At 51.8% G+C, this 15,257-nt stretch carries 8 protein-coding genes; all 8 read right to left on the bottom strand.

What is annotated here, in order from left to right; genetic code table 11:
• Positions 1 to 14: 14 nt before the first annotated feature.
• The 8 genes from L0Y31_RS12460 to L0Y31_RS12425 are packed head-to-tail and all read right to left on the bottom strand — an operon-like array spanning position 15 to position 15,216.
• Positions 15 to 944 carry a hypothetical protein gene (locus tag L0Y31_RS12460; RefSeq protein ID WP_234733398.1) on the bottom strand — a complete coding sequence of 310 codons (930 nt, stop codon included), beginning with the start codon at positions 942 to 944 and terminating at the stop codon, positions 15 to 17.
• A gap of 2 nt (positions 945 to 946) precedes the next feature.
• On the bottom strand, positions 947 to 1,144 hold the full coding sequence (locus L0Y31_RS12455; RefSeq protein ID WP_234733397.1) for a hypothetical protein: 198 nt from the start codon (positions 1,142 to 1,144) through the stop codon (positions 947 to 949).
• A gap of 12 nt (positions 1,145 to 1,156) precedes the next feature.
• Entirely contained in the window at positions 1,157 to 4,195 is a 3,039-nt protein-coding gene (locus L0Y31_RS12450; protein WP_234733396.1) for an SGNH/GDSL hydrolase family protein, read from the bottom strand.
• Positions 4,192 to 7,023, bottom strand: coding sequence for a discoidin domain-containing protein (locus L0Y31_RS12445; RefSeq protein ID WP_234733395.1), 2,832 nt, complete (start codon positions 7,021 to 7,023; stop codon positions 4,192 to 4,194). The genes L0Y31_RS12450 and L0Y31_RS12445 overlap by 4 nt, the downstream gene beginning before the upstream one ends.
• A gap of 1 nt (position 7,024) precedes the next feature.
• Positions 7,025 to 8,926, bottom strand: coding sequence for a hypothetical protein (locus L0Y31_RS12440; RefSeq protein WP_234733394.1), 1,902 nt, complete (start codon positions 8,924 to 8,926; stop codon positions 7,025 to 7,027).
• Positions 8,910 to 9,236, bottom strand: a complete 327-nt coding sequence (locus tag L0Y31_RS12435; RefSeq protein ID WP_234733393.1) for a LytTR family transcriptional regulator DNA-binding domain-containing protein — start codon at positions 9,234 to 9,236, stop codon at positions 8,910 to 8,912. Before L0Y31_RS12435 ends, L0Y31_RS12440 begins: the two co-directional genes overlap by 17 nt.
• Positions 9,233 to 9,493, bottom strand: a complete 261-nt coding sequence (locus tag L0Y31_RS12430) for a hypothetical protein (protein ID WP_234733392.1) — start codon at positions 9,491 to 9,493, stop codon at positions 9,233 to 9,235. Before L0Y31_RS12430 ends, L0Y31_RS12435 begins: the two co-directional genes overlap by 4 nt.
• Before the next feature lie 17 nt (positions 9,494 to 9,510).
• Positions 9,511 to 15,216: a tape measure protein gene (locus L0Y31_RS12425; RefSeq protein ID WP_234733391.1), complete on the bottom strand. Its 5,706-nt coding sequence runs from the start codon at positions 15,214 to 15,216 to the stop codon at positions 9,511 to 9,513.
• Positions 15,217 to 15,257: the final 41 nt, after the last annotated feature.

Raw genomic sequence — 15,257 nt, 5'->3', positions numbered from 1 at the left:
TGTTGTTTACTGTGTTAAGTATTAAGCGTAAAGGTGAGTGACATCCAGTTGGCTTCGGCTGAATCGCCTTTCTCCCGGGCCCAAAGGGTGTAGCTGCCGTTCGGCACGGGATGGTAGATCTGTTCATTCTGCGTTGGCGGGTAAAAAATCGCATCCCGCCAAGCGAAATCGAATCCTTCCAGGCGAAACTGAAGCTGGTTTTGACAATGGGCAATGGCGTTGAAACCCCGCCTAATGGAGTCGGATTTCCAGCTTAGTCCCGTAATGGAACCGTTTTCGGGCGTTGCTTCCAGAATCGCTACCGCAATCGACCGGCGCAGGGGTGTGGTATCGTCCGCCCCTTTCACGTCGATGGTTACCGCCGTGGCTTCGGTGTAGGTCTGCGCGATGGTATTTGAGTAGGGGCCTTCGTTCCAGCTGATCAGCGTTCCTCCCTTGGTGTTTTGCACATTGGTCACCGTCAAAACGGTCTGACCGGCCTGCTTCTCCGTATTTAGGTCGAAGGCAATTGGACAGACTTCAGCGGGAACGTATTCGGGTTGCAGCACGGCATTGGTGCCAATCGAATCAAAAACGGAAGCCGGTTGGTAGCCGTACATCTGAACGAACTGGCTTACCGGCATGGTCAGTTGCTGACCGTTTTCCTGCACTACGTTCACCTCCGTGGCCGACTTCCAGCCCGTCACCTTAATGGGATTGGCAACAACCGTGACAGGGTTGCCGCACTGGTTGCCCTTGCTGGTAACACTGGCCTGAATCACATCGCCCGTGGCCAGCGGCGTAGCCAGGTTAACCAGCGCCACACCCGCCACCAAAGAAGCCGAACCAAGCAGTAACGCCCCCCGGTATACGAAGATACCCGTGCCGTTGGCCGCCGTGCGGGTCACTTTGACCTGCGTACTGCCTGCTTTGGCTCCCGATGTGATTTCTGCGAGTGCGGACATGATTAAAAAATAATGGAGTGCGTGTTCTTAAAAGGGGTTCCCGTTTGAATCCAGACCTGGCCACCGGTTACTATGCCGGTATAGCTTTTATCATCAATCTGAACCGGGATTTCAGTTTTATCTGGCGCTCGGGTCGATAAGACGACCGTCCCGGACACCTGATCGACACTGAGTAGTTTGGGCTTATAGGCTTTTTTCACAGTTATGCATTTTTAGTACACTGTCGCTTTTGAGCCTTCGCATAAGGCCCAATCTAGCCAGGAGTGGTTACCCCCTCCTGTTTTATAGTAAATCCGGAAGACTCTGTTTGCCCCCGCAAATAGCTCACTAGGAGGCATCTGGAAGGTGATGGCAAACGTTTTGCCTCGGTAGTGACGCGTGTTGGCCAATACGTCCGGTGCGGTGCCGTGATTGCCGCCATCGTTCGCCCAACTTCCGTCAGCACGAAGCCCTAAATAAGTAGCGTTGCCATACAACTGCACTGAGATGCCAGTGGCCTCGCCCGGAATCGCACCCACTAGCGTAAACGTCTTACCGGCAAACGTGTCGTTAAACGTTCCCGATGCCTGAGCGTATGCCTGGTTGGAATCAACTGTCGTTAGGTTCGAGCCGTACTTTTCGGAGTAGTTATTATTAACCACTGTTCCTACAATGGTGAATTCGCGCAGATCGACCTCCGTTGTGTTTTGGAGCCGATACAGCCCGAAAAAGCCGCTCTGGAATGGCTTGTAGATTTCTTTCCCGATAGCGACACTCTTGACTGACTTGCCATTGACGGACTCAATATAACGCTGCCCAATGTTGATTTTCTCCACTGGAATTTCACCCGCCACAACGGCACTTGGAATCATGTCACGCAGCTTATCCAAGGCTCGTCCAGGGATACAGGCGTGCTCGGTTCCAGTCAAATAAAACCCATAGAGCTTGGTTGCTGAAAGAGTGATGAGCGGGAAAGCCCCCCCAATGGCCTCAACCGTGTAGTGGCAAATAATTGGGGTATCCGACTCATTTTTGATGCTGAATCCACTGGTAACGGCGTGAGCCGGGGTAAAAACAACGCCCTTGATAGATTGATTGATAACCGCACTGTTCGAGTTGGTATTGATTCGGACTGATGCAGTGCCTTTTCCAACCACGAGGGTGATCGTGAAAACTGCTGGATTATTGACAGCATTGCTGATGCTGCCACCAAGGTTGCTAAAATTGAAGGAGGCGTAGGGTCCATACGTGTCCACCGCCCCGGCTGCAATTGTGGTGTTTACGTCAGGCAGGAAGTTGATCTCTTCGCTCGATGCCCAGGCGGCCTCAATTTCGCCCGTGGCTACGTGGGTAGAGACTCCAATATTCCTGTAGGTACAGAAGGCTCCGTACGCATTTTTCTGGGTACGCTGGACACCGGTCAGACCGACAAAACTTTCTGCATATAATTTGGCGGCCAGCGAAAGAGGTGTGCGCGGTCGGTTGTTGAGCAACGCCACGTCAAATGCCTCGCCTTGTTTCCCGTCGAAATTAAGCCCAGTAGCCGCGTGCAACATATCCAATTCAACCGCGTAACCCACGTTGTTGGGGTGGATGAAATCCCCCGCGAATGTTCCCGCCGCTACGTTCAGGTTGGTAACGCTGTAGTACCGCTTCGACAGCCGATCCAGTTCAACCAGGTCGGTGGTCCTCATGCCACTTTTGCCGTGCCAGTCCAGCACGGTAACGTTGGGCTTTCCGCGCTGATCCAGTAGCAATTGACTGTGCTTCTGGAAGTTTTGGTAGCTACCACTGGCGGGCATAGACATATGCCCGCCCATTTCCACCACCGCGATTAATTGTATCGCCAACTCATTGCATCGCTGAACGATGTACTCAATGCCGGGCTTATAATACTGGTCGAAAAGGCTGGCGGGTCTACCGGCATCGTTGACCAAACTGTGCAGAAATATTACTTTGGGCTTAATGGTGGCATTAAAACCAAAGGCTGCGTCGATGCCATTCCAGCCCTGAATGGCAATCCCATCGATTTGGTTAGATTCTTTCCCCTTCAGGGTTAGGTAGTTGTTAATCGCACTACCTCCGTAGGAACCATCAACGATATACAAACCAGGCCGATCCAGACAAACGTCGTGGCTCTCAATATAGACCGTACCCACCATGTTCTTGATCTCAACCGTGTGCATTCCCGCGCTCGGCCAGGTGAGCGTCACTTCTTGCCCATAGGCCTGTGCGCCCGCGCAACTTACTGTCTGTTTCAGCACGCCATCGGCCCATACTTCGAACGTACCCCCGCTCACTTCTTTCGAATAGCGCAAGACGTACCGCTTCATGTTATGTTGGAATTTTAGGGGCTGTGAACCGGCTTTACTGGCTAGTCGTGAGAAAACGTGGCCACCGTACACCTGATAATCCCAGCCTAACGAAGCGAGCGAACCACCTGTAGATCCCAGATGCCTGGTCTGGTTTCCCGAATCGCCAAGTATCTTGGTAGCAGAAGCTAAGAAACGCTTGGGGGCCGAATTGGAATTATTGAGGATGCTGGTGCCGATAATTCGAACTTCGATGGTTTCTAAGCCCGCGAATTGAAAAGCGCTGAAATTAGCGAGCGTCTGCGTCTTGGAAGCCGTCATCTGTTCAACCGAAAGGGTCAGATTGAGAGCCGCAGACATAGCTAAATCTTTGGACTGCGTTGCAACCGAAGCGGCATTCTGAGTGTTTTGGAGGAGTGTCTGTAATTCAGGCGTAACGCTGCCAATAGGCCCCCGGTAGTCTAACGCATCGGCAATGTTTGTCACATACCCATTGACCCCAAAATACTTTCCGACATCGGTGGTTGGCGCGGTTCCTTCACCACCAACGTATCCAGTAAGCTTGAAAACAATCCGGCTGCCGTCAACTTCCGATATATGCCGGGGAGTCCACCCTTTGTTACCTTGATCTCCCTTGTTGCCCGGCAGCCCCTGAATACCCCGAATGTTGATGGCGTTGGCGATGTTCGTCACGTAGCCATTTTGCCCAACGTAAGCCGGTACGGAAGTCGGCTTGTTGCCGGTACCACCCGACCAGTCTTTGAGTTGAACGACTAGATTTTGCCCATTAACCACCAGGGCCAGTTCAGGCGTCCAGCCGCCCCGTAGCGAGTCCGCTACGCCAAAAAGCTCTTGCCCTAATACTTTGAGAATAGTGCGCAGTTCGGTCGCGCTGATCGCCTGAGTAATATTGGAAGGGAGATACTGATCGACTTTGGCGTTAAACTCTTCGAGGGTCATAAAAACTCGTCCGTGTATTCGTTGGTGAAGGCTCCCTGATCCGATTCAGCGAGCTGGTTAAACCACGCATTTACGTCAAAATCGGTTGTGAACGGACGGGCTTCGATGATCACCTGGCTTCCTGCTTCGACCACCAACACCGAATCAATGCGGTTCAGAATGGTGGGTTCTAAGATGGCTCGGAGGCTGGCAGTGCCGTTTAGAAAAACGATCACTGCCAAACGCTCCGATGTGCCCTGTACCAGAAGCTGGTATACCTGCGGCTCAATGGCCTGTCCGCCGTAAATGCGTTGAACAAAATTGCCCTCCTGCAACCAGCAATTCAAGGTAGTGTTTGGTACAATCGACTTTACAAATGCATAACCAGCTGACTCATAACTGGATAAGTAGGGCTTATTTTGTGCGTAATTCGTCCAGTGCTTCCCCGTTTCCACCACCGTTGCGACGCCATTCATGAGCCTCCGTTTTCCAACGGCAGCCGATTGCTTGTACTCTCCCTCACTACGGAAAGGCTTCCCGTTTATCCACACTTCACGGTGTTTGAGTGCCGCCCAAAGTGCGAGATGGAATGACTCGGGTAAAGCCCGGGTGATGAGCTCCCGTTGTAGGATGCCCGTGGTTCGGTCCCGCACCCGAATTTCGTCGAGCGTGTCCCAGATGTTTTCTTGTTGCTGAAGCCTGCCCTCATTAAGGCAGATGGGTAAGCGCATTTGCTGAAACAAGCCGGGCTCGGAGTATTCGTAGCCGTAGACTTGTTCGGGGTCACCATAGCGGATCACCAGCGTATCTTTTTCGGTTGGTCGAATGCGCAGGTAGTTCGACTGGGCAATGACTTTTTTAGCTTTCCAATCCCACAGCGCTAAGGCGTACCGGTCACCTTTCAAGCCTTCGGGGATAACGACATCGGCCACGAGTTGGCCGCTTTTGGTCCAATTGGCCCCCTCGATGACTTCGACATCCGCAATATGTTCAGGCCCGTAGAGCAGTCCCGGCGTGGCGTAGGCGGTAAGCTGTTGACCGGTCGGGATTTCAACCGTAAACGGATTAGACCCATGCCCAAACTTACGGGCAATGTCGATCGTGGTGTCGTCCTGATCGGCAATGACCGTGGCCGCTCCCAACACGTACTGGTTTCCGCGCCGAATGCTCGACCCAATCGAAATGGCGTACCGATCCACGACTTTGGCCGGGGTGGTTACCTTTCCGGTTAGTCCGAGCGATGGGTTATTCGTGTTTTCGTAGGTTCGGGTACCCGCTATCGCCACAGCGGTCGGGACTTGTCCCTGCGGAATAGCCATTCGCCCGGGATCGCCGCTGTTATTGAAAAAAGCCTCGATGCTGACTTTCGTGTCAGACTCCGTAGCGATTTTCGAGCGCGTGGTCAGGCCCGGAGCCGAAATCTGATACAAGTTTCCGGGTTGTACGTCGGCACCGACAAACGCCTGGTAGATATCCTGACCACCGCCGTTATTACCTGTATACAACAGCTCGATGCGCGGCTGGTTGGTGTTGGCCAAGGTATAGTTGCCTTTCTGAACGCTCAGACCGACAGGCGTACCCGAAGGAACCGTGATTTTCCCGTCCGGAACGCCTAATGCCCGTAAAATAGCGGCAGGCTGCTCCTTCCCGGAGGCGGTGTAGCTCTTACCGGCCAACGTGAAGACGTTACCCGCTTCGATGTCATCACTGAGTACCAATGTGTAGGCATCTTTTGCGCCAATGGTAACCGTCTCCATTTTTCGCGCGGCCATCGTCGGCTGGTTGGTGTTGGATTCAGTCACGGCTCCGAGACCAACGCGAACCGGCGCGTGTCCCAGTCGGAACCGTTCGGAGTGGTGAAAGCGAATTTCCAGTTCGTTCCCATCCTCGATGACACTGACGGGCGTGTATGGATTGGCCTGAAAGTGGGCTTTGATAGCCTGCACATACTCAGTCAGATCGCTTTTTTGCCCCGAAAAGGTACCGCCCAATGTCCGCACTTCGTCGGCTAGTTTTCCCGCAATCTGGACTTCGCCTAACTGGAAACGGTAATACGGGTCCAACGGGTTGATGTACCGTAATTTCGTGGCCCGAATCCTGACGTACCGCCCGTAAGCCTTGGCAGGCATGGCGAAGGTTTGTGGAGCCTGCGGCTGAACAGCCCCCGTTTTGGTAATGGCCGTTGTCCACGTCGAATTATCGTCTGATAGATCAATCGTAAAATCAATGGGCCAGCCTTGGCCAAAGGTCGGCACCAACGTAACCGATTCAATGAGCGCGGATTCTTCCAGATCAATCACCACGTATTCGACATGATCCTGAACCGACAGCTGACCATCTGAACTCCACCCAATACCGCCTAATCCATCGGTCAAGTGCTCGGATGCCCAGGCTGGACCCGCCGCGCTACTTACCATAACCGGCTTATTCAAAGCCAGATTATTATTAAACGAGTTGAGCGCATTGGGAATATCCACTAACAGCGCGAATTGGCGGTGTTCACCTTCTTTCGGCGCGGAATTAACGCGCAGCCTGACCACGCTGCTGATTTCCCCCAATTGTGGCCGCAAACCGCCAATCGGATCGGGTAAAACCGGTTCGGGAGGGGGGTAGTTTATGATCGAATCGTTCGGGGGCGGAAAGTCCACCGGATGACGAAGTAAATGGATGGCTAGACGACTAAAATCAAGTCCACCTAAATCCGAACGGGGCACCAGAAACCGCAGGCGATCACCAGCGACAACGGGCAGATCAGCGTGGGTGCTGTCGGGTTGGTTGTAATTATTCGGCACCGCTTTTCCGTTGTCAGCCAGAGTAAAAAAGCGGAGGAAATGTATGAATGGATTCATGCTACGTGTAAAGAAGAAAAGTGACAGTATTGCCTTCCAGCGATCGGCGCCAACTGGCATCCATGAGCAGGCCCTGTTTCCAGCTTCCAGTGATCGGGTCAGGATATTCAATCAAGTCCGTGAGCTGCGAATAACCCAGCATTGACATAGGTGCTTCGATTTCGGTGATGGTTGTCCCGACCAAGGGCACATCAACCACGAAGTGAATGCCCTGTTCGCTGTATTCGCGGCCATTATAAGCGATCCGGGCGGCGGCATTGCCAACGGACGATTCCAGGCGTAAGGGCAGACAATCAGCCAGCAAATTGGTCCAGCGTTGCAGGTTCGCCCGGGGATTGATACGCAGATTATACGAGCTGGCAGGCTCCAAAACCCCTGAAATAAAGTCTGTATTTTCAAGGCGCTCAGCTTGCCAACCCGTCGCTTTCCGAATGGCGCAAATCACAAATAGGGCTTCGTCAAGCGTGTCAGCTTTGGAACTCGATGCCGTGTCGGGTTGAAACTGCTTTCGCCGCTGTTCTTCGATGAGTGTTCCCGATGCAATGAGTTTTGAGCGTAAATCCAACGTATTGCGCAACGTGGTGATTCCGGTGCGATACTGACGCTGGCTGTTGACTTCTGAGCCTGACGCGAGCGACTCCCCCCGCCACGTCTCGAAGCCTGTGAACACTTCTGAAAACAATAAATCAGTGTTGGGAATCTGGCGAAAGTTGTTCAGTTGGGGAATGCGAGTCACACCGTGCGACGGACCGCCCCTGAAGCTCTTCGGCTCAATGACAACATGACTACCCACAATGTCCATTTTCAGGTTGTATAGCGCGTTCAGCCCTTCGAACACCTCCTGAAAGGAAGCAATAACCGGTTTAGCCAACCCCCGAATATTACCTCCGTTGGTGAGCAGCATCGTAGAGCCTTCGCCGGAACTGAAGAAATTCGATTGGAACGATAACGCTCCGTCCGACGCCCGGTCGATTAGCTTTTCCAGCAATTCGCCAGCGGTAAAGCAGGCGGCTTCCGAATCGGGAATCGTGGTCGATTCCTGAACGGTGATGGCCGTGTCGGGATCGTAGGCAAACGAGTAGCTGCTCACGCTGTCGGAATGAGACCAATCAAGCCACAGTTTTTGGGTGGGGTATACAACAACCGTTAGACTTACCACCGCCGTTATTAGCTCCGGTGTACTGGAAACAGAGAATGACCCGATCGGTATAGGCTCCTGTTCGGTGAGTCGAACCCGCAGGGTTGGAACCAGTGAGTGACTGGCTGAAGCCGTCACCTTGACGAGACCCGAAATGACCAGGCTTTGCGGTCGGTCGGTCGTGTTCTGGTAAATTTCGGTGTTGAGTTCCGGACGAATGATGCTGGCCATGGTACCGGGCAAGGGCTGCTCCCGTTCATCAACCCGTTTGAGCGGCACGCTGTGATTGATCAAAATGTTATACGGAGCCGACCGGCGAACCGTGGCCACGTCCGCATTGAGAACGAGATTGGCCGGACTCGACAGCCGACGGGCGTGAAGCTTCACGCGGTCAGTAGGTTCGAAACTATAGCGGGTTGTTAGGTTCGTGGCCAGGCTGATCACTGTCTTATCGTCCCGCAATGCCGCTGAAACGCGTTCACCATCGTCCGAATACTGCGTGTAATCGATATAACCGTCATAAAGAGTGTAGTCCCCTTCCAGAATCCGAAAGCGTGTTTCAGCCTGCACACCGAACCGGCCAAATCGATCGCGCAGAAGCCGCGTAGCTTTGGGGTCAGCAAAAATGACGCTTCCCGTGCCTTCGACGTAGCCGATCTTTTGAAACAGAAAGCCCCAATAGAGCCGATGGCGGTCCTTTCGCAGCTTCAACCCATCACTACCAAGTGGGGCCTGTATTTGTAGTTCATCAAGCAGGAATCGCATCAGCCACGTCGGTTTTTATAATCAGTTGGGATACGATTTTGCGCCTACGGCGTGATATGGGGAAAACGGTACCATCAATGGTCACTGACTCAGTGTCCATGTCGGTAATGAAGGCCGGATTCACCAGATTGCCCTTGTGCACCAAGATGAAGCCCGGCAGCTTGGTTTCCCAGTGCCCCAGATGCCGGGCGGAAAGCACCGTTCGACCATCAATCAGAAAGAAAACCGCATAATTGCCTTCTCCCTTTACCCGAATGATCCGTTCCGGCTTTACTTCAATAATTTTGTTGCCTATGCTTAGCTTGATCATTCTTTTATCAGGTAATGGTTTTTGGCGTCACTTAACTTTTGGCGGCATTCCTGAAGGATCATCGTATGCCGCCGCTCCAAACCCCGTTGGACATTCTCGGGTTGAGCGTCTTTAAGCCCCAAACTGACCAAGTGATGGATCAGGCGTTCGAATTCACCCATTCGCAACACAATGACAGGTTCATTAATGTAGTAGCGATTGCGAGGTTGTGGCAATTTGCGCACCTGATTGCCCTGGTCTCCTTTCTTCTCCTTCATGTTACGGTAGGTAGGTTTTACTGATGAAATAGGTTGGTATAGTAATGCTCGATGGATTGGCCCTTCATCTCCGAGATTCTAAAGCCGTTTCGGTCAACGTTAATGCTGGTATGCTTTTTATTGGCAAACGTCTGGTTGAGCTCGTCCATCTTGGCCAGCATAGCGCTCAAATCAATCGTCGAGCCTCCGCTGGCGCCCGTTGCCCAGTCGGGCAAGCCCATAATCGGCACCTCAAAGCGAGGAATACCCATTAGCAATTGATCAAACGCTTGAACCTTCTGAACCAAGGCTTCATTGCTAATACCCGCCAGGGCTTGATTCTGATCAACGGTAAGCACCCGTTCGCCTTTAGTAAGCATTGCGGGAATTGTGTCAATGCCATCCGGGTGTTTATTGGAGTCCACAAATTCGGTACCCTTGAAGAACTTCAGGCGTTCGATCTCATCCTCTTTGGCTTTGATTAGACGAGCGATTTCGTCGATATTTGCTTTGTAGCTGTATTCTTGAGTAGAAAGGCTACTTAGTTCTATCTTCGCTCCCCAGCTGTCCTGTCCAGCAGCCTCAGCAGCGGTGATTTCAGCCTTTTTTACTTCTATGGCACTCTGCACTGCCTTTAATTGATTTTCCAGTTCAGGAATCCTCGCTTTCAGGTTTTTCACCTCTTCGGCCAGTTCCTCCTGACGCTGCATCTTATCAATTACTTCAGACCGGCCACCGGCACCATTAATCTCATTAATGGCGTTTTCAATATCGGCAATAGCATCATTGATTTTGCCCTTATTCATAAACCAACGCTTGGAACGAAGCAAGGCCTGTTCAGCCCGAAGCTCGGCAATGGCCACAGCCTTTTTGGCTTCCATGATCTCGTATTCAGCCATGATGACCTGCTTGGCGTAGCTCTGATTCTCGGCCTTCATTGCCTCGGCAGTTTCTTTATCCTTGGCCGCGATCTGGTCTTTCAGCTTATTGATTTCGGCTGTAAGGTCGGTTTGAATTTGAGATATCTGAGATTTTGCGTCAGCTTCCAGCTTTGTAATCTGCTCTTTCAGGTCTTTTTCACGCTGGAGATTATCATCCTTCATTTTCTTTAGAAGGTCATCTCTCTCCTGGCTTAGTCGCTTAAACTCCTGCTGCTGCTGATCCTGCAAGGCTTTAACCGTAGCGGCCTCTTCCTTTTTTAGTCGTTCTGCCTCAGTTTTTTCCTCAGTACGTAATTGAGTTGTGGCGAGCGATACGCCTTTTGTTTTATCAAGCTTGGCCTCTTCTACCTGTTTGTGAACATCCGCAATTCGATTGGCATATTCATTAGTCACCTGCATCCGTTCACCTTCATCGGTCAGGGTACTCAGAATACGGTCACGTGTGGCTTGCAAACGAGCTATCTCATCAACACGATAGCGCTCTAGGGCTTCTTGACGAACCCGGTCAAGAATGCCGACGGTTGTGACCTCATCAGCTTTACTCTGCTCAAGCAATTGTTGTTTAAGGGCATACGTTTCTTTCAAGGCGGCCTGTTCAGCTGCCTGCCTTTCTCTCAACGCAGATAGTTGAGTCTCATAGCTCTCTTTAACCTTTTCGGTTTCTGCACTGTATGCCTCTTTAACTGCATCGAGCTGGAGCTGTAAGGCTTCCTTCTTTGCATCGCGCGCTCGTTCAATTAGATCTATTTTAGCATCAGCCGCTTCCTCAGCCGCATCAATTTCTTGCTCTTTAGCCTGAGTGTAAGCAGCCAGTTCTTCCTCTAAGGCCTGAATCTTGGCATCCCGTTCGGCGGCAAAACGTTCGATGTCGAGTTGAAGCTGGTTGATCTTCGCCCGTTCCAGATTCGCCTGATGGTGCCATTCAGCGGCCTCCATCTCATCTTTGTTTGCTTTCCAGGCAATAAGCGTTTTAGCCAACGCCACCATGAAGAGCGGACCAAATGCCCCTTTCTTGATGTCCCAAATTTCCCCCATCTTGGTGGTGGTATCTGCCTGAATCTGTAATACCTCCTGCGAATGAGCAAGCTGAGCGTCTACCAGGTCGCGGGATTCGACGATCCCCTTTTGCTTGGCGTAAAACTCGTCAAGCACTTTTTTCCGTTGATCGTAAGAGTCCGCAAAGGCTTCCAGTTGCACATCCAGCGCGCGCTGATTCATCTCAATCATCGCATCGTGATAGCCAGTAATGATTTCCCGCTGACGCTGGATTGATTCGGCGGCGGTGCGGCTGGCCTCGGCTAAGCCACCGACCACGAAGTCGATTGCAGAAGCAATCATGTCTACGGCGGCCATAATGAAATCAACCTGAGCCTTGGTCGTCATTTCACTCAGGGCGGCGAATTTTTGCGTTGCCTGATTTACCACTTCCACCTGGTTTTTATACCTCTCAGCCCACTTATCACCCTCTTCACCGCCGACCTTCATCATCTCCTGATAATAACCAAGCAGATTCTGAGCGCTTTTTAGATCCTCCTCCGCTTTGGCTTTAGTTTTCCCGGATAACACATCGAGGTTGCTGGTAGCTTGCAAGGTTACATTAGCCATCTGGCCGATTAAGCCCTCCATCTGGCTTAACTGACCGATAACGAGCTTGATTGTCTGCATACGATTTTCCCGCTCCCGCATCGCTGTTTCAAGGGAAACCTTCTCCGTTTTGAGATAATTGTCCTGAATCATCTCCTCGACCTTCTTATGTTGCTCAGCCGCACTGGTCGCTTCTTTCAGGCGGGTATCAGTCGTGTTTTTAGACTGACTTAGTAAAGCCTGGCTGAACTCTTTTTCCAGTTTGAGGTAATCCAGATAAGCCGCGTAGTATTCCTTACTTTTGGCTCCCTTTTCGGCCTTAATTAGATCCACCTCAGCAATAGCCTGGTCACGACGGATCTGCAACCGTTCGATCTGCTGATCACGCAGCTCATCGGTCGTTTTCTTACCATACTCTTTGATGACCTCGAGGCGCTCTTCCTGAGTAGTAATCTCACCGAGCCGGGCCGCGATCGCATCAGCATCGTCACGTTGGGCATTGATCTCGGTAATCTCAGCGTTGAACTTGATGACCTTATCGATAAAAGCCTTTTCTTCTTTTGCCTGCTGTGCTAGGTCGAATACGTGGCGTTTTTCAGCATAATCCTGCTGAATTTTTAAAATTGCTTCCTCTTTATCACTCAGGCGCCTTTTACTCTTATTGACATTTTCGATTTCCAGTTTTTCCCGCAGATCAAGCAAACGCTCCTGCTCCTTGAGCGTTAATTCACCCTGCTTGTTTTCGAGCTCCTGAATAGCAATCAGAGTTTGGGAAACCTTTTTGACTTTCTCCTTGCCATGTTTTTCAATGGTAGCGATTTCTTCCTGACGAACCTTGCCATTGATTTCATCAATCCGGGCTTGCTCCTGCTTATCGAGATCCGCAAGCATTTTCTTATTGCCAGCATGCTGTTTGCGGAGTTCGTCAAAGTATTTTTCAACCGCAGCAATATCGGCTTTTTGGGCCTCCCCCTTGAACTTCTGAACGTCCTTCTCGGCCTCCTCCAGCTGCTTTTTGTTATCCTCCAGCCCCTTCTTAACCTTCAGGAACGTATCCATCGGCTTACCGGCAACTACATTGTCAAGCAGGGACACCCAACCGTCAGAGCCATTGACCTTGCGAAAGTCTTCAATGTTCTTGTTGAGGTGATCCAGAATGGCCGCTGAATCATTACCATATTTCTTGAGATCGGGCACCCGCTCGGTCAGCCGGGCAATGGCCGCCGCCTCTTGATCCCACAACGATCGACGGTTCTCATTGAGTTTTTCGACTGTATACGCCTGTTTGGCCAAGGCAATCCGTTGGTCATATGCGACGTTGACTTTATCTAGGATGCCTTTTAGTTCGGCATTACTGGTCTTCTCCGAGTTTAACCCGGCAAAATAATCTGGGTAACGGGCAAGCAACTGCTCGATAAGCTGCTTTCGGCGTCCGGTTGTATCGGACGCGTTCGTAGCAGCCTCTGCCAGGCGATTCATTTCTTCCTGCTCCCGCTTTAGGGCGTACTCCTGCTCACCCATCGTCTCGGTCACTTTTTGGTTTGCCGCCTGAAAAGCAAAGTAGGCAGACACAGCCAGCCCAACCACTGTTACAAGAGCACCGATAGGGTTAGCGGCCAGGGTTGCCCACGTGGAGCGAGCCGCTACAGCCGATTCCTGTTGCGCCCGGGTGAAACCCTCGGTGGAACGGGTAGCTGTGATCATCACCAGGTTTAAAGTGCCGGTGGTCAAGCTTAACGCCTCGGTAACTACCTTATTGGCTGTCGAAGCGATTGCCTGCGCGTTAGTTGCTATTCGCCAGGTACCATATGCCGCAACCGCTGAGGCAATGGTGCTTAGTGTTCGCTTGATGGCGTTATCCGAACCAATGGTGGCGTCCATAAAGTCGCCCAACATTTTGATTCCGCCCTTCAATTCACCCTCGAAGAAGTCTCCGATCTTCGCTTTAGCCAGAAAGAAGCGATCAGACAGGTTTGACACCTCGCCACCCAGCGTTTTCGACTGGAGAGCCATCATCTGGTAATACTTGCCGCCCTTCTCGGACGACTCCAAAATGGCTTTCTCAATATCCTTGAAGCTGATCTGGTGCGCCTTGGCCAAATCATCAACCTCCTTCCGGGTTTTGCCCATTGAGGCTGCCAAAAGGTCATACATGGGCACACCAGCCTCGACGAATTGATTCAACTCGTCGCCCATTAAACGGCCTGTTGCGGCCACCTGTCCCAGGGCTAAAGTCATCTGCGGGAGCTTGTCTTTTCCCACAGCTGCGGCCATGTTCCCCAAGGCCAACATATCCGGGATGAGGTTTTTAGTCTCGACGCCGAAGCCTTTCAGCTTCACCGCATTCTCGGTTAATTCTTCTAACGTAAATGGGGTTTCCTTGGCCACGCGAACAATCTCCTGATAGATTGCGTTGGATTCGCGTTTGCTTCCCAACATCACATCCAGCGCAATCTTCAGTTGATCAATTTTCGATTTAGCATCGATAACGTCCATCCCGAACTGCTTGATCTCGCCAAAGGTGAAAGCGGCGGCAATCACGGCGGCATAATCCTTCACGGTATCCGTAAGGCTGCCATACTCCGTTCTGGCTTCGGCCAGTTCGGACTTTAAGAGCATGGTCCGACGGCGCTCTTCTTCGCGAAGAATCGCGGTTTGGCGATCCTGCTCGGCTTTAATAACGGCGGTCTGCTGGGCTACTTCAGATTTTACAACGGCGGTCTGTTGGTCGAGTAAGGCCTTGCGCTCAGACAACTCGGCTTTTTGAGCGGCGGTTTGGCGCTCCTGTTCCCCGCGGACAATTGTCGTCTGCTGCTGGGCTTCCGCTTTGGTGGCCGAGGTCTGTTGATCCAGTAAGGCTTTTCGTTCCGACAGTTCATTCTTCTGAATGGCTGTCTTTCGTTCCTCCTCGGCTTTAAAAGCGGCGGTTTCCTGCGCTTTCTCGGCCCGAAAAGCGGTGTTCTGCTGCTGCAGTTCGGCACGTTGGGCCGCCCCTTGCTGCTGCAATTCGGCTTTCTGAGTGGCGGTCTGTTGAGCCAGTTCAGCCTTTTGCGCATCAGTGAGCTTACTAAATTCACTTTTCATAGAAGCCGCCGCTTTGGCAGATTCCTGCGCTTGCCGCTGAGTCAGACTAATTAACTGCTCATACTGTTCCGCGACGGTAGGCAGATCAGAGACAGACTGAATAACGACACGGACATTTTCCTGACGAAAAGACATCTCAAGTTACGGATAGTGATTGTTGTTTACTGCTCGGCTTC

The organism is Tellurirhabdus bombi, assembly GCF_021484805.1.
In the GTDB taxonomy this organism is placed as follows: Bacteria; Bacteroidota; Bacteroidia; order Cytophagales; family Spirosomataceae; genus Tellurirhabdus; species Tellurirhabdus bombi.
The sequence above is the reverse complement of the archived record's forward strand: the minus strand, read 5'-3'. Positions and strand labels throughout refer to the sequence as shown.